The organism is Mucilaginibacter sp. PAMB04274 (assembly GCF_039634385.2).
Lineage (GTDB): Bacteria > Bacteroidota > Bacteroidia > Sphingobacteriales > Sphingobacteriaceae > Mucilaginibacter.
The window spans coordinates 3,121,661-3,148,413 of sequence record NZ_CP155081.2; the positions used below are offsets into that span (position 1 = coordinate 3,121,661).

At 43.6% G+C, this 26,753-nt stretch carries 23 protein-coding genes and 2 tRNA genes; 10 read left to right on the top strand and 15 right to left on the bottom strand.

Features of this window, described 5'->3' with window-relative positions:
• Positions 1-143 precede the first annotated feature (143 nt).
• Positions 144-1,670 (top strand): recombinase family protein, encoded by a 1,527-nt coding sequence (locus tag ABDD95_RS13025; protein WP_345947766.1) that lies wholly within the window; start codon positions 144-146, stop codon positions 1,668-1,670.
• Here ABDD95_RS13025 and ABDD95_RS13030 read toward each other — a convergent pair.
• Positions 1,666-1,739, bottom strand: a tRNA-His gene (locus ABDD95_RS13030). The genes ABDD95_RS13025 and ABDD95_RS13030 overlap by 5 nt on opposite strands.
• A 110-nt stretch (positions 1,740-1,849) precedes the next feature.
• Between ABDD95_RS13030 and rnhA the strand changes: the two genes are divergently transcribed.
• Positions 1,850-2,320, top strand: a complete 471-nt coding sequence (gene rnhA, locus ABDD95_RS13035) for a ribonuclease HI (protein WP_345947767.1) — start codon at positions 1,850-1,852, stop codon at positions 2,318-2,320.
• Positions 2,321-2,334: 14 nt separating this feature from the next.
• On the opposite strand, the gene fbp is transcribed toward rnhA, so the two are convergent.
• The 7 genes from fbp to ABDD95_RS13070 all read right to left on the bottom strand — a co-directional run bounded on the left by fbp (position 2,335) and on the right by ABDD95_RS13070 (position 8,353).
• The gene (fbp, locus tag ABDD95_RS13040; RefSeq protein WP_345947768.1) at positions 2,335-3,384 is read right to left on the bottom strand and encodes a class 1 fructose-bisphosphatase; all 1,050 of its coding nucleotides are present in this window, start codon (positions 3,382-3,384) and stop codon (positions 2,335-2,337) included.
• A 16-nt stretch (positions 3,385-3,400) separates the two neighbouring features.
• Positions 3,401-3,898 carry a metallophosphoesterase family protein gene (locus ABDD95_RS13045; RefSeq protein ID WP_345947769.1) on the bottom strand — a complete coding sequence of 166 codons (498 nt, stop codon included), beginning with the start codon at positions 3,896-3,898 and terminating at the stop codon, positions 3,401-3,403.
• A 28-nt stretch (positions 3,899-3,926) separates the two neighbouring features.
• Positions 3,927-4,640, bottom strand: coding sequence for a methyltransferase (locus ABDD95_RS13050; RefSeq protein ID WP_345947770.1), 714 nt, complete (start codon positions 4,638-4,640; stop codon positions 3,927-3,929).
• A gap of 4 nt (positions 4,641-4,644) precedes the next feature.
• Positions 4,645-5,034 carry a VOC family protein gene (locus tag ABDD95_RS13055; protein WP_345947771.1) on the bottom strand — a complete coding sequence of 130 codons (390 nt, stop codon included), beginning with the start codon at positions 5,032-5,034 and terminating at the stop codon, positions 4,645-4,647.
• Entirely contained in the window at positions 5,034-7,256 is a 2,223-nt protein-coding gene (gene purL / locus ABDD95_RS13060; protein WP_345947772.1) for a phosphoribosylformylglycinamidine synthase subunit PurL, read from the bottom strand. Before purL ends, ABDD95_RS13055 begins: the two co-directional genes overlap by 1 nt.
• Before the next feature lie 257 nt (positions 7,257-7,513).
• Positions 7,514-8,062 (bottom strand): hypothetical protein, encoded by a 549-nt coding sequence (locus tag ABDD95_RS13065; protein WP_345947773.1) that lies wholly within the window; start codon positions 8,060-8,062, stop codon positions 7,514-7,516.
• A 105-nt stretch (positions 8,063-8,167) separates the two neighbouring features.
• Entirely contained in the window at positions 8,168-8,353 is a 186-nt protein-coding gene (locus ABDD95_RS13070; RefSeq protein WP_345947774.1) for a hypothetical protein, read from the bottom strand.
• 131 nt (positions 8,354-8,484) lie between these two features.
• Here ABDD95_RS13070 and ABDD95_RS13075 point away from each other — a divergent pair, with 131 nt between their 5' ends.
• Positions 8,485-8,967 (top strand): tetratricopeptide repeat protein, encoded by a 483-nt coding sequence (locus tag ABDD95_RS13075; RefSeq protein ID WP_345947775.1) that lies wholly within the window; start codon positions 8,485-8,487, stop codon positions 8,965-8,967.
• A gap of 72 nt (positions 8,968-9,039) precedes the next feature.
• Entirely contained in the window at positions 9,040-9,903 is an 864-nt protein-coding gene (locus tag ABDD95_RS13080) for a CPBP family intramembrane glutamic endopeptidase (RefSeq protein ID WP_345947776.1), read from the top strand.
• Positions 9,904-9,938: 35 nt separating this feature from the next.
• On the opposite strand, the gene glgB is transcribed toward ABDD95_RS13080, so the two are convergent.
• Positions 9,939-12,230: a 1,4-alpha-glucan branching protein GlgB gene (gene glgB / locus ABDD95_RS13085; RefSeq protein ID WP_345947777.1), complete on the bottom strand. Its 2,292-nt coding sequence runs from the start codon at positions 12,228-12,230 to the stop codon at positions 9,939-9,941.
• Positions 12,231-12,553: 323 nt separating this feature from the next.
• On the opposite strand from glgB, the gene ABDD95_RS13090 reads away from it, so the two are divergent.
• Both ABDD95_RS13090 and yidC read left to right on the top strand, forming a co-directional pair.
• Positions 12,554-14,164 (top strand): CTP synthase, encoded by a 1,611-nt coding sequence (locus ABDD95_RS13090; protein ID WP_345947778.1) that lies wholly within the window; start codon positions 12,554-12,556, stop codon positions 14,162-14,164.
• A gap of 23 nt (positions 14,165-14,187) precedes the next feature.
• A complete protein-coding gene (gene yidC, locus ABDD95_RS13095; protein WP_345947779.1) occupies positions 14,188-16,017 on the top strand; it encodes a membrane protein insertase YidC in 1,830 nt (609 codons plus the stop codon).
• 132 nt (positions 16,018-16,149) lie between these two features.
• Here the strand turns inward: yidC and ABDD95_RS13100 are convergent, their stop codons facing one another.
• The 3 genes from ABDD95_RS13100 to ABDD95_RS13110 form a co-directional block, all read right to left on the bottom strand.
• Complete coding sequence (locus ABDD95_RS13100; RefSeq protein WP_345947780.1) at positions 16,150-16,920, bottom strand: AAA family ATPase; 771 nt, start codon at positions 16,918-16,920, stop codon at positions 16,150-16,152.
• A 109-nt stretch (positions 16,921-17,029) separates the two neighbouring features.
• A complete protein-coding gene (mutS, locus tag ABDD95_RS13105; protein WP_345947781.1) occupies positions 17,030-19,684 on the bottom strand; it encodes a DNA mismatch repair protein MutS in 2,655 nt (884 codons plus the stop codon).
• Between the two features lie 702 nt (positions 19,685-20,386).
• Positions 20,387-21,493 carry a hypothetical protein gene (locus ABDD95_RS13110; RefSeq protein ID WP_345947782.1) on the bottom strand — a complete coding sequence of 369 codons (1,107 nt, stop codon included), beginning with the start codon at positions 21,491-21,493 and terminating at the stop codon, positions 20,387-20,389.
• Between the two features lie 433 nt (positions 21,494-21,926).
• Here ABDD95_RS13110 and ABDD95_RS13115 point away from each other — a divergent pair, with 433 nt between their 5' ends.
• The 4 genes from ABDD95_RS13115 (at position 21,927) to ABDD95_RS13130 (ending at position 25,230) form a co-directional block, all read left to right on the top strand.
• On the top strand, positions 21,927-22,538 hold the full coding sequence (locus tag ABDD95_RS13115; protein ID WP_345947783.1) for a hypothetical protein: 612 nt from the start codon (positions 21,927-21,929) through the stop codon (positions 22,536-22,538).
• A 216-nt stretch (positions 22,539-22,754) separates the two neighbouring features.
• Entirely contained in the window at positions 22,755-23,081 is a 327-nt protein-coding gene (locus ABDD95_RS13120; protein WP_345947784.1) for a hypothetical protein, read from the top strand.
• 84 nt (positions 23,082-23,165) lie between these two features.
• A complete protein-coding gene (locus tag ABDD95_RS13125) occupies positions 23,166-24,173 on the top strand; it encodes a PmoA family protein (RefSeq protein ID WP_345947785.1) in 1,008 nt (335 codons plus the stop codon).
• Positions 24,174-24,258: 85 nt separating this feature from the next.
• The gene (locus ABDD95_RS13130) at positions 24,259-25,230 is read left to right on the top strand and encodes a hypothetical protein (protein ID WP_345947786.1); all 972 of its coding nucleotides are present in this window, start codon (positions 24,259-24,261) and stop codon (positions 25,228-25,230) included.
• 66 nt (positions 25,231-25,296) lie between these two features.
• On the opposite strand, the gene ABDD95_RS13135 is transcribed toward ABDD95_RS13130, so the two are convergent.
• The 3 genes from ABDD95_RS13135 to ABDD95_RS13145 all read right to left on the bottom strand — a co-directional run bounded on the left by ABDD95_RS13135 (position 25,297) and on the right by ABDD95_RS13145 (position 26,735).
• Positions 25,297-25,461 (bottom strand): lmo0937 family membrane protein, encoded by a 165-nt coding sequence (locus ABDD95_RS13135; protein ID WP_345947787.1) that lies wholly within the window; start codon positions 25,459-25,461, stop codon positions 25,297-25,299.
• 219 nt (positions 25,462-25,680) lie between these two features.
• Positions 25,681-25,792 (bottom strand) — tRNA-Asp (locus ABDD95_RS13140).
• 163 nt (positions 25,793-25,955) lie between these two features.
• Positions 25,956-26,735 carry a DNA-formamidopyrimidine glycosylase family protein gene (locus tag ABDD95_RS13145; RefSeq protein WP_345947788.1) on the bottom strand — a complete coding sequence of 260 codons (780 nt, stop codon included), beginning with the start codon at positions 26,733-26,735 and terminating at the stop codon, positions 25,956-25,958.
• Between the last annotated feature and the right edge of the window lie 18 nt (positions 26,736-26,753).

Below are 26,753 nucleotides of genomic sequence, written 5' to 3' on the forward strand. Positions count from 1 at the left end.
GTAGGGAAACGAAAGTTGAATCACAAAAAACTAATCGATCATTTGGTATTACACGGCATAGAAGTCGATGAAAAAAAAGCTAACGAAATCTTGGATTTGATCTATTTTTTGGCGAAATTGATAGTAAAACAAAACTTCAAGTAATGAAAATAGCCGATCTCTATATTCGTGTTAGTACAGACGAACAAGCTGACAAAGGCTACTCTCAGCGCGACCAAGAAGAACGCCTGATACGTTATTGTGAAACAAACAACATCACAATCAGGAGGATCATCTTTGAAGATCACTCTGCAAAAACTTTCATTAGACCTGAGTGGCAGAAGCATCTTTCTCTACTTAAGCAATCTAAAAACCGATCAAATCTTATTCTATTTACCAAATGGGACCGATTTAGTAGAAATGCTCCCGACGCTTACAACATGATCGCTATTTTGCGAAAACATGGTATAGAACCTCAGGCAATTGAGCAGCCTTTGGACCTCGATGTTCCGGAGAACAAAATGATGCTGGCTATATATCTGACCGCTCCTGAGATTGAGAATGACAGACGTGGATTAAATACATTTTATGGTATCAGACGCGCACGAAAAGAAGGTCGTTGGCCAGGCTTGGCTCCAGTAGGCTACATCAACAGGACTGAAGAAAACGGCCGTAAGATCATCGTTCCGGACGGAAAACAAGCAGAACATTTGAGGTGGGCTTTTAAAGAGATATCCAAAGGAAATTTTAGTACTGAACAGATATATAAACGAGCGGTTGAAAAAGGGTTACGATGCAGCAAAAACAACTTTCTCAGGTCAATTCGCAATCCTATATATTCAGGGTACATCAACGTTCCCCGTTATAAAGATGAAGAAGCTTTTGTTGTTAGAGGTGTTCATGAAGCACTGATCACATCGGCTCTATTTCATGACGTTCAAAATATACTAAACGGGAGAAAAAAGAGTATCAAAACAAAAATTGCAACAGATGAAGAAATCCCCCTAAAAGGATTTTTACTTTGTCCTCGATGTAATCGTACCCTCTGTGGTAGTGCATCAAAGGGTCGAACCAACTACTATTATTATTACCATTGCAGTTCTAAATGCGGCTACAGGTATAAAGCAGCTGAAATTAATGGAGAAATGATCACGTTCTTAAGTGAACATAAAGTCAATCAAACCTTATCAATATTTTTGAAGGAGGCAATTCTTGAAGAGTTCGCTAATAACACCCAGTCTGCAAAAGAACGGAAAGCTGGAATAATTAAACAGCTTTCGACCTTGCAGAATAAATTAACAAAAGCCAGAGAGTTGCTTTTGAATGGGGACATTGAATCCTCTGATTATCGTATCATCAAGCAGGAATGCGACGAGGCGATCTCTCAAACAGAATTTAAACTGGAAGATATCAATTCAAAAGTTTACAGCGTCGAGCGTTTGGAGCCTATAATCAATAAAGCACTTACCACATTAACTTCCTTAGATATAATTTACTGTAAATCAACGAGTGAAGAAAAAAGAAAGCTGATTGGTTCGATGTTCCCTGAAAAAATCACTTTTGAAAATTTAAAACATCGAACCGCTAAAACCTCCGAGCCGTTTAATTATATCTATCTGATAAACAGCAATTTATCGGCAAAAAAAACGGAGCAAAAGACTCTTAAAAATCTCTTGCCCCGTGAAGGGTAAATGATGGGGCTCGAACCCACGACCCTCGGTACCACAAACCGATGCTCTAACCAACTGAGCTACATCTACCGTGCTTGCGGGTACAAAAATAGAAATCTTTACGCTCTTTGCAAACCCTTTTTTAAATAATTATTACTGGCTTCAAAGCAGCCAATTTCCTATCATTGCAATATCTTTTTATGATCGAAATTTTTACAGACGGCGCGTCGAGCGGTAACCCTGGTCCGGGCGGATATGGTGTAGTGCTGCGCGCTGGCAAACATTATAAGGAACTTGCTGAAGGCTTCCGTAAAACCACTAATAACCGAATGGAACTGCTGGCCGTTATAAAAGGCCTCGAAGCGCTAAAAAGCCCCAACCAGCAAGTAACCATCTATTCAGACTCTAAATATGTAGTTGATGCCGTTGAAAAACGGTGGGTACATGGCTGGCTGCAAAAAGGATTTGCCGGTAAAAAAAACAAAGACCTATGGTTGCGCTACCTCGAAGTAAGCAAACTGCATCAAATACGCTTTGTATGGGTAAAAGGCCATGCCGGTCACCCCGAAAATGAACGGTGCGACCGCTTAGCCGTAGCAGCATCTCAGCAAAAAAACTTACTTGTAGATTCGGTATTTGAAGTAGAAAGCAGTAAAGGTAACGCTATATAAAGCTTATATTACAATTATTGTATCGATACAACGCCCTCAAAACTACGCTTGGTTATCTGAGGCGAGAAACAAGCCAGCATTTCTTCGGCTTTTTCGACCATACTTGATGAGCCAATAACAATTGCCGAACGTTGGTGCAACTCCGTAACGTCCAATTCCAGGATGCGTTCGTAACCATTGGTTGCTTTTCCGCCCGCCTGTTCAACAATGAAAGCAATCGGGTTACATTCATAAATTAAACGCAGTTTACCTTTAGGTGCCTGTGCCGTCATAGGGTACATAAATATGCCTCCCTTTATAAGGGTACGATGTATATCGGCCACCATAGAACCGGTATAGCGCGATGTGTAAGGGCGACGGGTTTTCTCATCCTCTACCTGGCAGTACTTAATGTATTTTTTAATACCATCGGGAAAATGCGCATAGTAGCCCTCATTGATAGAATAGATGTACCCCTCTTTAGGCACCTGCATATCCGGGTGTGATAAGCAAAACTCGCCAATAGATGGATCTAATGTAAAGCCATTAACGCCTTTGCCGGTAGTATAAACCAACATGGTAGATGAGCCATAAACAACATAGCCGGCAGCAATTTGCTCTGTACCTTTTTGTAGCACATCCTCAAGTGTAGCTTTTCCCTCTACCGATTTACGGCGGAATATGGAAAATATGGTACCCACGCCCACATTCACATCTATGTTAGATGAACCATCCAACGGATCTATCGCAACAATGTATTTAGCATTTTTAGAGATTTCGGAGTCTATATAGATATACTCATCGTTTTCTTCTGATACCACAATGCAGCACTCGCCGCCGCTTTGTAAAGCTGCTATAAATTGTTCGTTGGCATATACATCCAGCTTCTTCTGACCTTCGCCCTGAATGTTCACCGTGCCCATGTCACCAATAATATCGGCAAGGCCTGCTTTATTGATTTCGCGGTTAACGATTTTAGCTGCTATAGCTATATCACGTAACAGGCGCGACAGTTCGCCTTTGGCATAAGGAAAATCTGCCTGTTTTTCGATTATGAATTGTCCTAGTGTTTTTACTGCTTTCATAGGCTTAGTGTATTAATTACATATTATTATTGAGTTCTACGACCTCCAAGTTATGAATTTTTTTTCCGGAAACGCAAAATTTTATCAATGTTTTCACCTTGTGCCATCCTTGTTTTCCTGCGGCTCCGGGGTTTAAATGCAGGCAATTGATCTTTTTATCAAAAATAACTTTCAAAATATGAGAGTGCCCGCTGATAAATAAATCGGGAGGGTTAGTGTAAATTGTACGCTTTACAGCCGGACTGTATTTGTCGGGATAACCGCCAATATGTGTCATCCATACATTTATTTCTTCGCAATTGAAACGCAGGTTTTCCGGAAATGTTTGTCTGATTTTTGCATCATCAATATTGCCGTAAACACCCTTTAATGGTTTAAATCCGGCCAACTGGTCAGCTAATTCAATAGTTCCAAAATCGCCGGCATGCCAAATCTCATCACAGTCTGCAAAATGTTTAAATACACCATCGTCCAGATAACCGTGGGTATCTGAAATTAAGCCAATGCGGGTCATATCAATTAAGAAGTAAAACTAAGTTACGTTAAAATATGGTCAGAAAGTCCTTCAAAACGCCTTTGTAGGCGTCAGTGTATAACTTGGGCTCGCTATACAGTATTAAACGTTGGTTTTGTATAACAGTTTGTTGGGATTTGAAAGTTAGAATCTGCCTGTGAGGTGTTGAATGTGCAAAAGATTGTATATTAATGACCTGCGTTAGATGCAAGCTCATTTTTTTAGCCAGGAGCTTAACAAGTTCAGCCGTTTCAGGAGGAAGGATGAGCCAGATACTGCCCTCAGCAGTTAAATGTACTGAACAATGCGCAATCAGTTCTTCGAAAAAAGCTTCATCAGCATGCTTAGCTAAAGATTTAGCAGCTCCGGGCGACTGCAAAGAACGGATGTAGAACGGTGGATTAGAAACGATTAGGTCGTACTTACTTGCAGAATTAACCGTAAAATGATGCTGAAAGCTGCTATGGTGCCCCCGCAAACGTTCAGCAAAAGGTGAAGTCGAAAAATTTTCACCCGCCGTTAAAACTGCTGCCTCGTCTATCTCTACAGCATCTACTTTTGCGTTCGGAAAACGCTGCGCCAGCATTAGCGCAATAACACCTGTGCCGGTGCCAATATCTAATATCTGTTCTGCATCGCGCTGTAAGGCTAATGCGCCAAGTAAAACACCATCAGTATTCACCTTCATGGCGCAGCCGGCCTGGTTAACGCTAAACTGCTTAAAATTAAAAATATCGCCCATTACGCTAAACCTCGTACAGCTCCAGCGGCAAGCCGTCTGGGTCGGCAAAGAAAGTGAAGCGTTTGCCAGTGTATTCATCCGTACGGATAGATTCTGTGACTACGCCATTACGCTGCAATTGGGTAACAGCCTGCTCCAGACCGTCAACCGCAAAGGCCAAGTGCCTTAAACCGGCCGCTTCTGGCCGGGATGGCCTTGCAGGTGGATTGGGAAAAGAAAAAAGCTCGATCTGGTATTGCCCTGCAACAGCCAGATCGAGCTTGTATGATTGTCTTTCGGTCCGATAAATCTCTTGTACAACAGTTAAGCCTAAAACCTCCGTGTAAAACCTTTTCGACTGCTCATAATCAGAACAGATGATAGCTACATGGTGTATGTGCTTAAGTGTTAGCATTATTCGCCTAATGCCACATGCAATACGTTATCGTAAAGCAATTTGATGTCGGTTACGTGGCCATAAAGCTCCTCGTCAACGTTCAAAAAGCCATTAGTTACGGTACCCAGCATGGTATACTCTACCTCGCTTGTAGCCATCATTTCGGTAAAGCGATCTTGCTCCTCGGGCGCAACACTCACTACCACCCTGCCCTGTGCCTCGCCAAATAAGAAAGCGTCCTTACGGAAATCAGCATCGGTAGCAATGTCAAAACCCAAACCTAACGGCATGGCAGATTCCAACAGCGCAATGTATAAGCCACCGTCAGCCACGTCATGGGCAGAGGCTACAACTTTATGCTTAATTAGCTCTTTAATCACCTGGTGCATCGCATACTCTTTATCCAAATCAAAGTAAGGGGCTGGTGATGCCTGAATCTTGTGATAAGAAGCTAAGTATTGTGATGAAGCTATATCGTTTTGTGATTCACCAATCAAATAAATAAAATCACCCGGCTGTTTAAAATCAGCTGTCATGATGTTGTCCTTATCATCCAGTACGCCCAGCATACCAATAGTTGGCGTCGGGAAAACCGGGCCATCATCTGTGCTTTGGTTATAGAAGCTTACGTTACCGCCGGTTACCGGTGTTTCAAACTTACGGCAAGCCTCGCCCATGCCTTTGATGGCACCTACAAACTGCCAAAATACCTCAGGCACATATGGGTTACCAAAATTTAAGCAGTTGGTAATAGCTACCGGCTCACCACCAGAACAGGTAATGTTACGTGCAGCTTCGGCCACGGCAATAGCACAACCTTTTTGCGGGTCGGCATTTACATAGCGAGAGTTACAGTCAACCGTTAATGCAATAGCTTTATTAGTGCCTTTTACAGCAACAATAGCAGCATCACTAGGGCGGTTGGTGGTCATGGTGGCAGTGCCTACCATGCTATCGTATTGGTCGGTTACCCAGCGTTTTGAGGCAATGTTGGGGTGAGCAATTAAATGCTCGGCCACATCAACCATGCTTTCGGGTACCGGTACATCGTTTATGTTAAATTTTTGGTATTCCTGGTAATAAGCAGGCTCGCGGTACTCACGCTCGTAAACCGGCGCGCCGCCGCCCAATACCAAATCATCGGCTGGAACATCGGCAACCAGGTCGCCATTCATGTAGTACTCCAGGCGTTTTGTATCGGTTACCTCGCCTATTTGAACGCAGTTTAAATCCCATTTGTCAAATACTGCTTGTACCTCAGCCTCGCGGCCTTTATGCACTACAATCAGCATACGCTCTTGCGATTCTGATAATAAAATCTCAAAAGGCTTCATGTTTTCCTGGCGTGTCGGAACCTTACCCAGATCAATGCGCATACCATGCTCACCCTTGGCCGACATTTCGGAGTTAGAGCAAATGATACCTGCAGCGCCCATATCCTGCATACCTACTACAGCGCCAGTCCTGATTACTTCTAATGAGGCCTCCAGCAACAGTTTTTCCTGGAAAGGATCACCCACCTGTACGGCCGGCAAGTCGTTAACCGAATCTTCGGTAATATTTTTAGAAGCAAATGCTGCACCGTGTATACCGTCTTTACCGGTTGATGAACCAACAATATATACCGGATTACCTACACCGTATGATGTAGCTGAAACCATATCGCCTTCCATTAGTATACCAGCCGACATAGCATTTACCAACGGATTTACATTATAACATTCATCAAAAAACAGCTCGCCACCCACAGTTGGAATGCCAAAAGCATTACCGTAATCACCAATGCCTTTTACAACGCCTTTAACCAGCCATTTAGTGCGGTCGAGGCTAAGGTCGCCAAAACGCAACGAGTTAAGCTGTGCTATTGGCCTTGCTCCCATCGTAAAAATATCGCGGTTAATACCGCCAACGCCGGTTGCTGCACCTTGGTAAGGCTCAAGTGCCGATGGGTGGTTATGCGATTCAATTTTGAAAGCGCAGCCAATTCCATCGCCTAAGTCAACCACACCTGCGTTCTCTTCACCGGCTTTGGCCAGCATGCGCGAACCATCACGTGGTAATGTTTTAAGCCATTTGATAGAGTTTTTGTAGGAACAGTGCTCGCTCCACATCACCGAGAAAATAGATAGTTCGGTAAAATTTGGTGTCCGGCCCAGAATTTCTTTTATACGCTCAAACTCTTCGGGAAGAAGGCCTAAATCTTTGGCCGTGTCAACGGTAGTAAGTTGGTTTTGCTCCACAATAGGATGTTTTGATGGATGAAAGCGCAAAATTAGAAAAATGCCTCAAATGGTGGCATTTAAATTTTGATTTGGAATAAATCCCTCATAACCGCTGTAGATATATATTGTAAAAAAGATCTATTGACAAAGCGTGCATGTAAAACGGTGTATCCTGTGGCTTTAAACATTTACTGCAAGGCCACACTCCAACCGTCAGAGACTAAAAAAGCCCTTACCTGTTAAGGCAAGGGCTTAAGGAATATTTTTATACTGAATTAAATACCTTCTGTGCCTGGCTCGTGACCTATCATGCGGCCAGTTGTACGGCCATGAGGGCGTGAGGAAAAATCAGTTTGCGGGCTACCTTCAGACGGAAACTCATGTGGTGTTGGAGGTGTTACGTCGATTTGTTCGCTAAATGATGTATCGTTTCCTTCCTGTGGGGTTCTTACCTCCTGCTCGTTTGGATAACCCAAATCTTCATTATCAGATTCTTCGCGCTCAGGGATTTCGTCGGGATCATTGGTACCGTCTAAATCAAAAGAGACGTCTTCGTCATCCTCATCATCAAGCTCAGCCCTTAACGGGTCGTCCAAATCGTCATCTTCGTCCTCGTCTAAATCCTCGTCGTAGTCAGGCACTACATCGTCATCCAGGTCTAAATCTTCGTCTTCGTCTAAATCCAGATCGTCGTCATCATCCAAATCCAAATCATCATCTTCGTCCAAGTCGTCATCAGCATCAGGTGATACTGCATATGGATGGCGTAAATTGGTTGGTATCTCCTGTTCAACGGTCCAGGTGTCTTGATCAAATGCTAACATAGGTTCTTTTTTTAAGGGTGTTAAGTTAATAACCTTTCAGCTAAAGGGTTTGTTTTCCAAACAGGTAAAAACTTTCATCAAATTTTAGCTGTTGGGCCTTACGTTTTACATAAGCTCGTTATCCTTTTTAACGTGGTAAGCTTTATAAGCCATATAATATAAAATCAGTACCGGAATAAGATATATAAGAGCTGCTGTAAACTTAATTGCCGGGTAAGTACTAATAAGCTGATAAACAACCAGCACTAATGCCACAGTGCCGCCAATAAGGTACAGGTAGAAGAATTTCATTGCTCAATAAAACGCTGAATGAACATGAATAACCGACTAATGTCATTTATGTTTGGTTTTGAAGCTCCGCTTGCGTTAAACCGCCATCTTTTTTGTATATTGCCTCAAACACCCCCGATTAATTAGATAACATGCAGAACTGGGAAGATATATATTTGGAGGCTGAAGAAGCCATACGTAACGCTAACTATTTGCAAGCCAAACAACTACTTGAAAACATAATATTAGAGGAACCAGCTACCGCACAGGCACATAACTCATTGGGCTGGTTGTACCGCACGCAATTTGATGATTATAACCGTGCAGAGAATCACTACAGAGCCGCTATTAAAAGCAACCCTCAATATCCGCACGCTTATGTAAACCTGGTTATACTATACACCAACCTGGAGCAGTGGGACAAAGCCCGTGAAATTGCGAATAAAGCGCTCATCAGGCCATTGGTTGATAAGTCTATTATAAATTATCGCCTGGGTATTTTAGAGGAGTATGCGCAAAACTTTGATGAGGCGATTAAATACTACAAAAAAGCCATTAAGCTTTGCTTGAACTTTGATTCTATTGAAGATTATAAGCGGGCAATCAGCAATTGTGAATTTAAAGCAACGCTTTAAATTTAGGTACAGGCAGCTTTTTTAATATTAACTGGCAAAACTGCTTTTAAACGTTTTGCCAGTACTATGATCATGAAAAACATCTTGCTGTCCATATTGAAGGACTTTGGCATCCTGTTCGGTTATACGCTGATTTACATTTTAATATTGGGCATAGGCAGTTACGCTTTTGAGCTGGTAACCCGTTTTGACGGCCGCCGTTTAGGCACCTTTTTGCTGGATGACGTGTTTCTTAAAGCTTCCGAAACCATAATATTGCTCACCTTCTTTTTTAAAAGACGCACGCTGCGCCTTAACTATAGCCGAATATTACGCTTTAAGACAAACAAACTCCTGTTTGCTAACCAAGGTTTCGGGTTTGCGGCGCTGCTCATTTTTTTTATTACCGGGCTTATGATGGCCTTTGGTGCCGTGCATGTGTATTTCAATGCCGCTTATTCGGTGGCCGAGCTAGGCATCTACTTCATTTTATTTATACTGGTAGGCTTTAACGAAGAATTTTTGATGCGGGGTATATGGGTGGAATACTTGCGTATAAGGCATTCGGATTTTACAGCCATCGTCATTTCATCTGGTGTGTTTGCTGCACTACACTTATTTAACCCTAACGTTACCGCATTATCATTTTTAAACCTCCTGCTGGCGGGCGTTATACTAGCACAGCTTTATTTGCTAACAAAAAATATTTGGCTGGCCACGTTATTTCACCTAAGCTGGAACTTTTTTCAGGGGCCGGTTTTGGGTTTTTCGGTGAGTGGACTATCTATGCATTCTATTTTCACACAGCCGGGCAAACAAGCTGATGATATTGTAAACGGTGGTGCATTTGGGCTTGAGGGATCTGTTATCACCACACTGGTATTGCTGTTATTTTCTTTTGCGCTTTATCAAAAATTAAAACGCCGGCAAGTAAAACCAGCCATTGCATTACAATAGCATTATCTTACCTGCCGGCACTTAAATAAAAGCAGTTATACTTGCTTAAAAACCACCGCACTTAATGGCGGTATGGTTATACTGATAGAATTTTCGCGACCGTGCCAGCCCTGTGGCTCCGATGCTAAAGGCAACGGATTGTCGACACCGCTTCCCCAGTATTTCTTATTGTCTGAATTGAATAACTCTTTCCACTGCCCTGCACTGGTTACACCTACACGGTAATGGTAATGTACGGCTGGTGTCATGTTCAGTACCACTATTACATCGTTAACAGCGTCATGACCTTTACGGGCATATATCAGGACAGAATCTTTGGCATTGCCGCCATCAATCCATTCAAAACTGCTGGCTTCAAAGCCTTTTTCGTATAACGCGGGCTCGTTACGGTATAAATGGTTGAGCGCCTTTACTGCTTCCTGCATACCAGCATGACAATCAAATTGCGTAACCCACCAATCTAACGACTTGCCAAAATCCCACTCGCTGTTCTGGGCAAACTCTGCACCCATAAACAATAGCTTTGAGCCGGGATGCGTAAACATGTAGCTGTACATTAAACGCAGATTGGCGTATCGTTGCCATTCATCGCCAGGCATTTTATTAATCATCGCCCCTTTTCCGTAAACAACTTCATCGTGCGAAAATGGCAGCATAAAGTTTTCCGTAAAGGCATATATCAAGCTAAAGGTTAAGTCGTTATGATGGTGGCTCCGATAAACCGGGTCACGCTTAAAGTAACCTAAGGTGTCGTGCATCCAGCCCATCATCCATTTCATACCAAAGCCCAATCCACCCGAATAAACCGGACGGCTTACGCCATGAAAGGATGTACTTTCTTCGGCTATGGTTTGCACATCCGGGAAAGTGCTGTATACGGCCAAATTGAACTCTTTTAAGAACTCAATGGCTTCGAGATTGTGGTTGCCGCCAAATTGGTTAGGTATCCATTCACCCTCATTGCGCGAATAATCCAGATAAAGCATTGAAGCCACACCATCCACACGTAAACCATCCGCATGGTAGCGGTCGAGCCAAAACAATGCGCTGCTGATCAGGAAAGCCTTAACTTCGTTACGTCCGTAGTTAAATATATAAGAAGTCCAATCGGGATGATAGCCCTGGCGCACATCCTCGTGCTCGTACAAGTGCGTGCCATCAAAACGGTATAATGCATGCGCATCGCCCGGAAAGTGCGACGGCACCCAATCCAGTATTACGCCAATACCTTCCTGGTGAAATCGCTCTATGAGGTACATAAGTTGCTGGGGAGTACCATAACGTGAAGTGGCCGCAAAAAACCCAGTAAGCTGGTATCCCCAGCTTGGATAATACGGATGCTCCATGATTGGCATCAGTTCCACGTGCGTAAAACCCATTTCCTTAACGTAAGGCACCAGTTTTTCGGCTATCTGATTGTAGGTGTAAAATTCGTTCGGGCTTTCATCATTGCGTGCCCACGAACCCAAGTGTATCTCATAAACCGAATAAGGCTTATCTAACGCATTGTATTGGTAGCGATTAGCCATCCACTGGGTATCACTCCATTCGTAATATGTATGAGCTACTATTGAGGCCGTAAGCGGGGCCTCCTCCCAGCGCAGGGCAAAAGGATCGCCTTTTTCTAATTCCTCGCCGTTATGTGAATTAATAAAATATTTGTAAACCTCTCCGTCGCCAATATGCGGGATAAAGCCTTCCCAAATACCTGAGCCATCCCAACGATGATTTAAGGCATGTGCAGCGCGGTTCCAGCCATTAAAATTACCTATCACCGATACATATTGTGCATTGGGTGCCCAAACTGCAAAATAAGTGCCTACAACATCTTTATGGGTCACCACATGCGAGCCCAGCTTGTCATACAACTTAAAATGCTTTCCGCCCTTGAAGAGGCTAATATCGTAATCCGTAAAGCGGCTGTATACCTCCACCGGGTTAACCGACGCTGATGTTGCAGGCAATGCTGAAGCTTCAGCCGTTTCGGGTATAACGGGTAGCTTACTAGCCGCAACCTTTTTACTGCCTGAAGTTTTGGTTTTTTTCTTCTCGGCAATTTCGGTTATTAGATCCGATACCGAAATTTCTGCCGGTAAGTCTGCCTCAGCAGTGCTTTTAGTTTTTCGGGCGGTGGCTTTGGTTGCTTTTACCGGTTGCGATTCAGGGAAAGTTTCTGTTTGTGCCGGTGGAAGAACCTTAGCTTTTGCTGTTGATTTCTTTGTATTTACAGGTTGTGATTCGGGAAAAGAAGCTGCTTGCCCTTCTGCTAAAGGTGTTTCACCTAAAGCTGCGGCAGCAGGCTTGTCTTTTTTGCTTTGTTTTGCCATAATGTAGATAGGTCTTTGCAGACAAATAAAAACTTAGTAATTGCAGAGAGCGCAAAATGTTTGCAAGACTATTGGTTTGAAAAAACAACACCTCCATGCCATGCTTGTTTCGCCTGCGTACAATAGTAGTAATTTTTATGAAAGATACGTTTCGATTTTGTTCCACAAGCAGCAGCGTACACCTAAATTTTTAACCGCAATTGACAGCCACCTGACCATCTATTTTAAAATACCTCCTGCTCAGCCCAAATAAATTCTTACTTTTGCATCCCGTACACATAGCATTGGTTTAGGCATCAGCCGCAGCCAAATTCATCAAAATCATGACTAAATATATATTTGTTACGGGTGGCGTTACCTCGTCGTTAGGAAAAGGTATTATTTCGGCCTCATTGGCTAAACTCCTTCAGTCTCGCGGTTACCGCGTTACTATTCAAAAATTCGATCCCTATATTAACATCGACCCGGGAACACTAAACCCTTACGAGCACGGTGAATGCTATGTTACCGAAGACGGCGCCGAAACAGATTTGGATTTGGGCCATTACGAGCGTTTCTTAAACAGGGCTACTTCCCAATCTAATAATATTACTACCGGCCGTATTTATCAAAATGTAATTAGCCGCGAGCGCGAAGGTGCATTTTTAGGCAAGACCGTACAGGTAGTACCCCACATTACCGACGAAATTAAACGCAATTTCCGGATATTGGGCGAAAGCGGAGATTACGATATTGTGATTACCGAAATTGGCGGTACTGTGGGCGACATTGAATCGCTTCCGTTTGTGGAGGCCGTAAGGCAGTTCAGGTGGGAAGCCGGTTCGGGTAATTCACTCGTTATTCACTTAACCCTGGTACCTTTTCTGGCCGCAGCAGGCGAGTTAAAGACCAAGCCAACTCAGCACTCCGTAAAAATGCTGCTGGAATACGGCATACAGCCTGACATTTTGGTTTGCCGTACAGAGCATCATTTAAATATGGACCTGCGCAAAAAGATAGCGCTATTTTGTAACGTGAACATCAATGCAGTTATCGAGTCGATTGACGCGCCATCTATTTATGATGTACCACTGCTTATGCTGAAAGAACAGCTGGATAAAACGGTACTTACTAAACTTAAACTTCCAAATAAAAATGAGCCGGATTTAGAAAGCTGGAAAGACTTTTTAGGTCGGTTAAAAAACCCAACTGCCGAAGTGCGCATTGGTTTAGTAGGTAAATATGTAGAACTGCCTGACGCTTATAAATCTATTACCGAAGCATTTATACATGCCGGCGCTAAAAATGAGTGTAAGGTAAAGGTTGACTATATACACTCTGAAACATTAACACCGGAAAATGCTGTAGAACGCTTGCGCGGTTTACATGGCGTATTGGTTGCTCCCGGCTTTGGCCAGCGTGGCTTTGAAGGTAAAATTGAAGCTATTAGGTACGTACGTGAAAACAACATTCCGTTTTTTGGCATATGCCTAGGCATGCAGTGTGCGGTAGTAGAGTTTGGCCGCCACGTTCTTCATCTGGATGCTGCCAATAGCGTGGAAATGGATGGCCACACCACTTACCCTGTTATCAGTATGATGGAAGATCAGAAAAATATTACTGCAAAAGGTGGCACGATGCGCCTGGGCGCTTACCCGTGTGATTTAAAGAAAGGCAGCAAGGCGTTATCCATTTACGGAAAAACGCACATTACAGAGCGCCACCGTCACCGTTATGAGTTTAACAACGAGTATTTACAACAGTACGAAGAAGCCGGCATGATACCTTCAGGTATTAACCCTCAAAACGGTTTGGTAGAGATTGTTGAGTTAAAAAACCATCCATTTTTTGTAGGGTCGCAATTTCACCCCGAATTAAAATCAACGGTTGATAATCCTCATCCACTTTTTGTTAACTTTGTGGCCGCTTCGCTGGCTTATGCCCGCAAGAACTAATTAATTGTACTCGAAAAAAAATAATGGATAGAAATACGTTCACAGGGTTATTCCTGATCGCCATCATACTGGTGGGCTCGTTCTTCTTAATGAAACCCACTGAGGAGGAGGCAAAAAAAGCACGTCAGATTGAGCACCTGGACTCCCTGAAAAAAGCTGGACTTTTAAAGCCGGCCGCAGTTGCAGCAAAAGCAGATACAAATACGAAGCCGGCACCTGTTGATTCAGCTGCACTTAAAGCACCTTTTGGCGCCTCAACGGTTGGCAGCGAGCAGTTAATTACTTTAGAAAATAAAGACATTCGTGTAAAGCTATCGAGCCGCGGCGGCCGCGTTTATAGCGTTGAGCTAAAAGATTTCAAAACCTTTGATAAAAAGCCGCTTATTTTATTTGATGGCAACAGCAACCAATTTGGTATTAAATTTAATGCCGGCAGCACAGTTATTAATACTAACGATCGGTATTTTACACCTACAAGCAGCGCAATCAAAGTAGCCGGAAGCGACAGCAGCGCTATAACCCTACGTTTAAGCTATAGCCCTACCCAGTATATCGATTACATTTATACGTTAGGTGCCACCGGCTTTAAACTGGGCTACACCGTTAAGTTGACTGGCTTAGGCGATATTATTAATAGCCGGGCACTTACTTTAAACTGGACTGCCGGCCTGCGCAAACAGGAAAAAGATGTTACACAGGAGCGCTTATATTCTACCGTGTATTATAAAAACACGGATGGTGGTGTTGACTACCTGAGCGTAAGTAAAGACGAAACCAAAGACATTGCCGACCAGAAAATACAGTGGGTGTCGTTTAAACAGCACTTTTTCTCCAACGTACTGATTGCCAAGCAAGGTTTTGACAGAGCTAATCTGTCAGTAAGCACTAATCCAAGCTCTGTTGATGTAAAGCAAATGAAAGCGGCTTTAACATTGATTAACAACGCGGATAACACTTACCCAATGGAGTTTTACTTTGGTACAAACCGCTTTAAAACACTTCAAAAACAAGGCTACCAACTTGAAAAGCAAATTGACCTGGGCTGGGGCCCACTAAAATTTATTAACCGTTGGGCTGTAATACCTGTATTTAACTTTTTACAGCAGTTTAACTGGAACATGGGCTTGGTAATTTTGGCCCTAACCGTATTATTAAAGCTTGTATTATCTCCGCTTACGTATAAATCATACCTCAGCATGGCTAAAATGAAAGTTTTAAAGCCGGAGATGGATGAGATTAAGACAAAGGTTGGCGAGGATAACCCTACCCTGTTGCAACAGGAATATATGAAACTTTACCGCAAAGCAGGTGTAAACCCGTTGGGTGGTTGTTTGCCTTTAGTGCTGCAAATGCCTATCATTTTTGCCTTCCTGCGTTTTTTCCCAAGTTTGTTTGAACTTCGTGGCGAAAGCTTTTTATGGATGAAGGATTTATCGACCTATGATGCCGTAATTAACTTTGGCTTTAACATCCCGTTCCTGGGCAATCACTTAAGTTTGATGTGTTTGTTGATGACCATTTCTACACTCATCTATACTTACTTCAATAACCAGGTGTCGGGTGCAACCGGGCAAATGAAATATATAGGTTACATCAGCCCTATTATGTTCCTGGGCTTCCTGAACAGTTATCCTGCAGGTTTGAATTACTATTATTTCCTGGCCAACATGCTTACCTTCCTGCAGCAATACCTTATCCGCTTGTGGGTTGACGACAAAAAGATACATGCGCAAATACAGGAAAACAAAAAGAAACCCGACGATCCTAAAAAGAAAAAAACGGGTTTCCAGGCTAAGCTTGAAGAAATGATGCGCCAGCAGCAACAAGCACAAGCACAAGGTAAAAAGAAGTAATTAGCAAGCTTATATAAACATAAAAGCCGCCGTTGTTAAAACGGCGGCTTTTATGTTATAGGCCCTTTAAAATAGATAGGGAATAAATAACACCTAGCTTGCGGTCGCTCCAACACCATCATTAGATAGTGTTTAAAGATTTAACAGTTGTTTAACGATGTAAGACGGATCTTGAAAAAAGCTGGCGTAAGAGTGATACAGCTGCGTTTGCTCGAAACTTACCTTTTGTACGCCGAGCTCACTAAACTCATAAATCAAGGCACCCGGATAGGCCAATAATATAGGAGAATGTGTTGCGATGACAAACTGAGAATTATCGTCTATCAATTCATGCATTCTTACCAGCATGGCCATTTGCCTGGTTACAGACAGGGCGGCCTCCGGCTCATCCAAAATATAAAAGCCATTACCTGCAAATCTTTTTATAAACAGTGACCAAAATGACTCACCATGAGATTGCTCATGCAAAGAGACACCACCATAAGCGTCCATAATTTTAGGTGGCTCCGGAAAATTTAAGTTCTTTAATTCGGGATCCTCTATGTCTAAATTTTCAATCTCCGTAGCTAAATTAAAAAAGCTTTCACTTCTCAAAAAAAAGCCATCTGTATGACGATGTATACCCCTGGATGTAGTGATATGCCTGTGCAGTGCCGAATGAGACTGTCTGGTGCCGAAGTTAAAATTGACTGTTCCGCCCTCGGGGTTAAAACCTGAGGCTACAGCGATGGCTTCTAAAAGCGTAGATTTACCTGTACCGTTTTCTCCGACAAAAAAGGTCATCTGAGGATGAATGGTAAGCTTATCCGCATGCCTGAAAAAAGGTAGTGAAAAAGGAAATACGTTTGTATTAATGTTTTCTTTGTTGAAATAAACGTCTTTTAACTCCCCTCTCGAAATCATACTTGTTGGTTTGATTATAATAAAAGTACAAAACGTTTATATCACCATACAATAAATCATTTACGAATACAGATGATTAACACACCTGAACAAGAAAAACTCGTTCCTGTTAACCTTTAATCAAGCGCTGTATTTCATCCAGTTTCATTAAAGCCTCCACAGGTGTAAGCGTGTTCACATCCAGGTTGTTCAGCATGTCGCGTATCTTCACCAGCACCGGGTCGTCAATCGAGAACATCTGCAGTTGCAAGGCCTGCTTTTGTACTTTTTTGATACTCTCCTTAATGTTTTCGCCGCCCGTGCGCTCGGCTTCCAGTTTCTTGAGAATCTCGTTGGCCCGGCTCAGCACTTTTGGTGGCATACCGGCCAGTTTAGCCACATGTATACCAAAGCTGTGCTCGCTTCCGCCCGGCACCAGCTTGCGCAGGAATATGATCTGATTGCCAACTTCTTTTACCGTTACGTTATAATTTTTGACCCGGCCAAACATGTTAGTTAGCTCATTCAGCTCGTGATAGTGCGTAGCAAACAGCGTTTTGGCCTTAGCCGACGGATGGTTATGCAAATACTCGGCTATAGCCCAGGCAATGGAAATACCATCATAAGTACTGGTGCCCCGGCCAATCTCATCCAATAAAATTAAACTGCGGTTACTCAGGTTGTTGAGAATACTGGCCGTCTCGTTCATCTCTACCATGAAGGTCGACTCTCCCGACGACAAATTATCCGACGCTCCTACCCGCGTGAATATCTTATCCACTAAGCCAATGATTGCTTCCTTTGCAGGCACAAAGCAACCCATTTGCGCCAGCAGCACAATAAGACCGGTTTGCCGTAATATGGCCGACTTCCCCGCCATGTTGGGACCGGTAATAATAATAATCTGCTGGCTATCCGAATCGAGGTAAACATCATTAGTGATGTACTCCTCACCGGGCGGCAGGTTTTTTTCTATTACAGGGTGACGCCCCCCTTTTATATCAATCAGTAAGCCATCGTTTATCTGCGGCTTTACATAGTAATTCTTGATAGATACCGTTGCAAAGTTCAACAGCACATCCAACCGTGCAATGAGCTGCGCGTTAAGCTGAATAGGTTTAATATACTCGGTGAGCGAGTACAGCAAATCATTGTATAAACGGGTTTCTAATGCTAGTATCTTTTCCTCGGCACCCAGTATCTGTTCTTCATACTCTTTAAGCTCGGGCGTAATGTAGCGCTCGGCATTAACCAACGTTTGCTTGCGTATCCAATCGGTAGGTACCTTATCGCGGTGCGAATGCGTAACCTCAAGATAGTACCCAAACACGTTATTAAACGCCACTTTAAGCGATGGGATACCGGTTTGCTCGGCTTCCCGCTTTTGTATTTCGAGCAAGTAACCCTTACCGCCAAAAGCAATTTTACGCAGGCGGTCAAGCTCCTCATGTATACCCTCGGCCATTACGCCGCCTTTTACTAATTGGATAGGCGGCTCGGCATTCAGTTCCTTGCCTATTTTATCACATATATAATCGCAGGGGTTAAGCTGGTTACCGATAGCCAGTAGCGCTTCGTTGGGCTTTAGCAGGCTTATGACATTGTCAAACCCAGCAACTGCGTTACCGGTACCGTCACATAGTCTTTTAATGCTTCCAATAGCTTGCAGCGCCTTGCGTAACTGACAAACCTCGCGTGGATTGGCTTTTTGCAAGCCTATTTTACTAATGAGCCTTTCCAGATCGCCCACCTGGCGGATGCAGGCCTGCAGTTCATTACGCAAGTCTTCATGGTCTATCAGGTGCTGTACCACATTGAGTCGATCCTGTATGGGTTTGAGCTCCTTAAGCGGCATCACAATCCAGCGGCGCAGCAGGCGGGCACCCATTGGCGAACAAGTATGATCCAACACATCAACCAGGGTTATGGCATTTTCATTGTTGGAACCGACCAGTTCCAGGTTGCGAATGCTGAAACGATCGAGCCACAGGTAGCGGTCCTCCTCAATACGGCTAATAGCGCTGATATGCTGCAGGTTGCGGTGCTCCGTCTCGTTCAGATAATGCAGGGCTACGCCGGCTGCTACAATACCCAGGTTAAGCTTTTCGATACCGAAGCCCTTGAGCGATTTTACGCCGAAGTGCTTGGTAAGCGTTTCGTAAGCGTAGTCGCCGCTGTAAGGCCACTCATCCAAAGTGTAAGTATAGTAGCGGTCGCCAAATTTTTCGATAAAATCGCGTTTACAGCTTTTGGGGTAAATAACCTCGCTTGGGCTGAAAGATTGCAGCAGCTTGTCCATGTAATCGGCGTTGCCCTGTGCCGTAAGGAACTCGCCGGTTGATATATCAATTAGGGCAATACCGATGCTATTCTTTTCGAAATAAAGGGAGGCCAAGTAGTTGTTGCTCTTTTGCTGCAGGATGTTATCGCTTACGGCCACGCCAGGTGTTACCAGTTCGGTTACGCCCCGCTTTACGATGGTCTTGGTCATCTTGGGATCCTCAAGCTGATCGCAAATAGCCACACGCTGACCCGCGCGCACCAGTTTGGGCAAGTAAGTTTCGAGCGAGTGGTGCGGGAAACCGGCCAGCTCAATGTGCGAGGCCGAACCATTGGCCCGCTTGGTAAGCACAATACCCAGTATGCCGGCCGCTTTAACGGCGTCTTCGCCAAAGGTTTCGTAAAAATCGCCCACACGGAATAGCAGCAAGGCACCTGGATATTTGGCCTTGATCTGGTTATACTGCTGCATTAGCGGCGTTTCTTTGGTAGCGGTTTTGCCCAAGCGTTTAAATTTTAATTGAACGGTAAATTTAAGGCTTTACGCCCGGTTTGACGGTCCTTGTGGAAAATTTGCTACTATTGTGAGTTAAAATCAAAAGGCGGGGTTTGAGATAAGAAGGACTGGACTGCAGTGAGCGATAGCATCACTAAGCATGTACGCTATTCCGATTAGTTGATTTAATACAGAGAAGTGTTCACCCTATCATTTATATGGGGGCGTTCCGTAAAAATATTATGCGAAACACCTGTCCAGTAATCAACTTCTAAATGTTCTTCGGTATAATCTTGAAGAAATAAAGAATCGAATGGGGCCCTATCTAAATTTACAATCAGTTTGTAACTTGTTGGAGCGGGGGTTTGCGCATTTACCGAACGAGCGTAAAGCATTACCGTAAAAAAGAGCACAAGGATTCGTACGAAGCTCATTTTGCCGTTTCTTATAAACGATCCAATGTAGCTATACTTTCTGATAATACCTTAAGCAAGCGGTAGCTTGGCACCAATCGTAACAGCAAAAAGTTTGTTAGGATTATTTAACACCTCCTCGTATGTTTTCTATTCCCAATCGGGCTTAGGTTTCGAAAAAAATATGAGTACTCAGTTGTTACCTGCTTTTATCAGCACTTAAAAACCAATTGTTGCTATACTCTATTTCCTGGCTAAGCTGCTTTCTACCCGTTCTCTGCTAACTTGTTCACTAATATTAATTCTTCAATCCGATAACATGGTTACTATAATCGGTGAGCATCTCGTTGTTTATAAAGAAATCGAGCGCCATTATAGTGCGGAAATCGCCGCTCACGTTCGGGTTTTGAATTTGTGTTAAATTGCCGGTGCTATTGGTGGTGTATTTGTAAACAAAACCTTTTTTAGTGGTTATGGTAACATCGGTGTTGGCCGGCAACCTGCCCAGGGCACGGGTTTCTTTATTGTTTTCAATCACCGAAATCGACGGATTACCGGTATCAAACAATACCTGCGCGTCTACACTGGTACTGCCGTAGGTAATGGTGGCTTGTATATTGGGCGAATAGCCTCCTGCTGCACTAAAGTTTAAAGGGTGCATGATAAAGCCCGACGATGCTTGACTGAGATCATCAGGCACCAAACCCAGTGTGAGCAGGCCTGATATTAACGCCCCGGTGCTGTTGAAGTTAGCCGCCGGCAGCTTGGCCAGCTTAAACCCGCTCGTAGTACCGGCAGGCAGGGCTAAACCATCCAGCGGACTCACCACTTCCGGAAAGGTGTAGCCTTTGCTGGGGCCCACGCCAAAAACATCGGCCGAGTGCTGGGGCAGTTCCTTCCCGTCGCCATCTACAATCTTATAATACAAAAATATAGGGATACGCTTGGTAGTAACGCTACCGGCCGAATTACCAATTACGATGCTAGCATAAGCCAGGTTACCATATTCATGCGTGCTGCCGGTGAGATCGCCATAGGCCATAGTGGCGGTTCTGTTGGTTACGGTAATGCCATTTACAGTCACCGAATCGCCGGTTACCTGTATGCCGTTGCTGGTAATCATGCTGGCAGGCAATAGTCCGTTGGCGTCCATTGTAAAGCCCGACGAGCCCGTATCGAAAATGCCGGCATAGGCTACCTTTTGCGTACCAATTTGGCTTATGGGTATAAAAATACGCTTGTTGGCGCCACTGGCAAACTGGTATAAACCCAGGGTAGCTAAAGGCTTGGGTTGGGGTTTGAGAGCTTCGGGCTGGGTGTTGTCTTTTTTACAGGCAGTAAAGCTAACCGCTATAATTAATGCCCAAACCGCTGCTTGTAATTTACCTAAGTAATTTCTAGTCATTCAATTCTTTATCTTTCAGTTACTTTGAAATCATAAACGTAAAAATATTTAACCCGGATGCGTTTCATCGCCAAAATGACTTTTGGATTATGATTACAGTTAATGGCTGCCTTTATTTTACTAAAGCTAGCGGCTAAAGTTGGCTTATTCGATCGAAAATGAGCATAATAACGTTAAGCGACTACTTATAGAATGAATTGTTAAGATTTGTTGATGGTAAATGTAGGTGTAAGCCGCTCATTATCCCAGTTGGGTTAGGCTTTAACACTCATACAGAAACACTTAGGCACAAAGCCTACAGCCACCTCAAAACCCTGCCGCAACAACACTTTTTAGAATAGTACTTAAAAATATTTTACAATTACAGTAGCGCTTTGCTACCGAAAGCCGTATAGTTAAAAAACAGCATATCAAATATTATAAACCATAGCTTATGAAATCAAACGTTATTAAAGCCGGCGCTCTTTGTGTTGTTATGTTATTAACCATTGTAACCGGCTGCAAAAAGGATTTCGACCCAGACAAACCAAAGAACGGACAGGAAGTGGAGCTATTTTTAGATCATTACCAGGATGTGGGCAACCAGATGGCTTACCTCCTTCCGGATAAAATAAAATCACCTTACGGGTTGCAGGGCTTTAACGAACGTGAACTGGGCTATACTTACCGGGTAAAGGCTAAAGTGGTTATTACCAAAGAGCCGCTGCAAGACGGGCCCGACCGCTGGTTTGAGTTTGAGCGGGTGGTAAGTAAAGACCTGTATACCGGTACCGAGCCTTTCCAGGTGTCATTGATCTCTAATTTCGTACCCGGCGGCCCCGGTTTGGCTATAGGCAAGCGCGATGATAAATACTATTACCTCAGCTACGAATTTAAGCCGGCCAATGATGCGGTGAAAGCCAGGATTGAAGAAGTACTGGCTCTTCGCCAGCGCATCTACACCGACCCTGCTTACGGGCATTCGGTATCTATTAAAGCAACCGTAACCCATGCTACCGATAACCGCGCCAATACTTACCTGGTGCAGGGTATTGAGGTTAAATAAGGTTAAGGCTTTTGTTTGCATAAATTGTTGTTTGCGATAAACGCTCATTTCATTTGCCGAACCGGATTGTTAAAAATCAGGTAATGCCGGATGCAAAACACAGCCTGCATTCAACTAAAACAACAACACTTTAACTACTAAGTTACGTCTGCGAATTATTCGCAAAAGGACTAAAAAATTAACATAACCTATAAAGTTGAATGTTATATTTACTTCATGTTAGCTGTTACATTCCAATTATTGCCGGTCTTCCATAACAACCAGCGCACCAGTTCACAATACCTTTTGCATCGCAAAAGTGGGCTGCGTATCAACATCTTTCCGCTTATCCGGTCGGATTTTAGGGCTAACCCCGATGAGGTACAATTTTATGGTAAATTGTTTAGCTGGTGGGTGGCCTTTGAAACGGAAGGATATAACAACCAACCTGTTGCGCTTATTCAAAAGGGCATACGCTGGTATGCAGGCATTAAAATGTGCCCTGATATAGCACTCACCACCGTAGATCCACGCCACAACACACGCTTGCAAATGGTTAATTAGTTATTAGAGCAGTTGTTAAGCTGTAGTGAGGTATGTTAATAAGCCTTATATTTAGGCGCCAATTACACGTACCTTTAAACTCTTATGCTGAACAACCGGACCTTTTTGCTTTTAGTAGCGTTAATAACGCTGTGTGCTAAATCATGGTCGCAACCGGGCCAGGCAGTTAAAGTAGTGCAGTCATCCCAACACAAGAAAGTAGATATTTTTATAGGCGGCTGCTTATTCACCAGCTTTTTATACCCCGACAGTTTGGAGAAGCCGGTACTCTATCCGCTAAATGCCGACAATGGCACAGCCGTAACACGAGGCTTCCCACTCAACCCACAGCCGGGCGACCCTACCGATCATCCGCACCATATAGGCCTGTGGTTTAATTATGAGAACCTGAACGATCTTGATTTTTGGAACAACTCTTACGCTATACCGCAAGTCCGCAAACACTTGTACGGCTGGATCCGTAATACGCACGTCCTCAAAATCAGCAGCGGCAAAACCGGCCTACTGATATACGAATCCAGCTGGACTAATGAACAAAAAGATATAATACTGCAAGAAACCACCCGTTTTACCTTTAGCGGCAGCGTAGGCCGGCGTATAATAAACCGCACTACTACGCTCAAAGCCATACAAAAAGCCATTTTTACTGATGTAAAGGATGGCTTGCTCGGCCTGCGCATAGCCCACCAACTGCAAATGCCCGATAGTACCCGCAAGCCCGTACGCGATAGCATCCCTACTGGTAATTACCTGAGCAGTACCGGTGCAACCGGCAACAAGGTTTGGGGCACACGGGCCTCCTGGTGCAAGGTTTTTGGGAAAATGGGCGCCGATTCGGTCAGCATTGCCATTATAGATCATCCGGCCAATCCTAACTATCCCGGCTTTTGGCATGCTCGTGGTTACGGGTTGTTTGCCATTAATCCACTTGGCGAAAAAGTGTTTACCAACGGTAAATCGGCCAAAAACCTCAGCCTTAACAAAGGCGAGTCGGTTACTTTCAAATACCAGATCATTATTAACAACGGTAAACAAACGCCGGCCGCTTATCAACTGAACCGGCAAGCCGCGCAATTTGCAACGAAACCGTAGTACGAGGCGCTTTAAATGGTGCGCCTTTTACAATACCCTTACCGTAAAACCTTGCTTAATTAGCAATTTCGGCTTATTTTGCGGCGTGAAGACTATCTACCGGTTTAGGCCCTCATTTATATACTTGCTTTGTGTTTTATGGATTATACTGCTTGCGGCAGGCTGTAAACAATCAACTCCTAAAACAAGCGCTGCCAATAGCACAAGGGCTGAGCTGGCCGAGCGGCCCAGAGTGTCTTTTAAAAAAGTGCATGGCATTGCCTACACTGAGGTGCGCCGCGAGTACAGCAACCGGTTAGGGTTTAGTAATGATGGCTATCACCTGGAACCCGAGTGGCGGGTAACGTTCTTGTCAGACGATACAGTGCGCATTTTCAGCTTGGTGCTGCAGCGTTTTATTAAACAGGAAGTGGTTCTGGATCACGATTCGGTGGTGAATGTTGCCCATTCCTGGCTGCGGGTAAAGCACCTGAGCCGCGACAGTATGATTTTCCAGGTGTTGTATGTGCGCAATCTTCATATAGATGAAGCTAGTAATATAACCATGAAGCTGTACAGCAACGACTACATTAAAAACGTACTGCGTACTACCCCGGCCGAACTGCAAAAGCCGCCGCGCCGCGATACGCTGTTTATCCAGAAGAAAGTAAAAGAGTCAGTTGCCAACATAAACAAGGCCTTTGCCGCCTACGAGCCGGTAGTATTGCAAAGCCTGAGCCCCAATGTACAGGTAAAAAAGAAAGAAGTTAAAAAAGCTAACGCCATTGAAGATGTTACACTGGCTGATAATTACCTTTCGCCTACTTTCGACATCACTATCCATAAGGCCTATGCCAACTTTAATCAAAAGATGCAGCTCATTGCTGACGAAAAGGGTAAGCTGCACTTTGTAAAACCACTTTCCTTTATTTATGATGAGGTAGAGCAACGCAAAAAGGTGATGAAAGGCATTGTTGATGGTTACCTGACTGTTTACCTCAAGACCACACCCGGTAAAACGCTCGGTATGCCGCATGCTAGCCGCATTCTGGTTAACGTAACAGGCATACAAGATTAATTAAATGTTTATAAACAAAAAATGCGGCCCTTTTGAGCCGCATTTTTTGTTTATGACATGTTATGCTTATACTGTTGTTGTAGACGACGGACCTCTGAACATTCCCAATACGAACGATATGATGGCCAGTACAATTAAGATATGTACTAATCCACTAACAGAATAAGCAAATACGCTGATCGCCCAACCTATTACAAGTATTACGGCGATGATATACAATAGTGATCTCATGGTAGATATATTTAAGTTAATTTACTTAAACAGTATACAAAATCATGCCAAACGATTAACTGTAAAGAAATTAAAGTATTCAACAATGACAAACATTTGATTTGATGTAATTGTATGCCAACGTCTGAATGGCTAAGTAAAAAGCCTTATAAAAAGTAAAGCCTCCTGATGGGCAGGAGGCCTTTACTAACCAATTATAAACCTAAATTATGAGAAGAGCTGTAGGAGAAGGATTCGAACCTTCAAAGAGTAGTTAGCCCCGTTAAGGGTTTCCTATTTATCTCCGCCACCGGGACAAGGAGGTGTGTCTGCCAAATTTCACCACCCTACAGTATTTATTTCCTTTTTGTTATTACAAATGTAAGGCAATAACCAATTACTTGCAAACATTTTATTGAATTAATTTAATTTTTGATATTTTTTTAAACAAATGGCGTTTTAAATATTAAATCATTAAAGCGTATTAAAAAATGAGGGGTGTTAAAGATGAATCGTTAATCGAATAACTGCTGTTTGTCGGTATAGTAAGTTTTACGGGATGCAATGGTATCCATGTGAATGGCCGCACCGTCGGACGTGGCCGCTTGCTTTGGCCTGTGCACCTTTAAGAAATCGCGTACTTCACCACTTATAATACTGGGGTTGGATTTTAAAATTTGCTTTTCGGCGTCTACCAATACCTTCTTAACCGATTTAGCCAAAGCTTCTACGCGATCATCAGGTATTTTATCCGCAACTGAGAAAGGAGAAATGCCGGCGTCATACAAAATTTCGTCAGCATAGGCGTTACCAATGCCACGTACAACATCCTGATCCATTAATATCTTTTTAACTGCCGTTCGCCTGGCTTTAAACTTTGTTTTCCAAAAATTGGTGTTAACAGTCTTGTCCAGTGCATCGGGCGCTTCAGCCGGGTCGGGGTTTAGGGTTGGCATAACACCGCGCTGGAAATCAGTTACGGCAATTCCTTTTCCACCTTCAAAATGCAGTTCAAAAATTACAAATTTTTGTTTAGTGTTTTCTTCCAGCCAGTGAATTTCACCGTGCAGCATTAAGTGCACGCCCAGTGTTTGGTTATTTGTAAACTTGAAGTGAAGTTGTTTACCCGAGCGTATTACGTCCTCCAGCACCTCTCCTTCTAAAGCTTTAGTAAGGTCCTTTACGGGCACATTAAGTTTCCTGCTTTGTACAACGTTTACTTTTATAAGCTTTAATCCTTTTAAAGCATGACTAAGGTTTCGGCTAAAAACCTGCAGATCGGGAAGTTCGGGCATAAAATGATTTATAGAAGC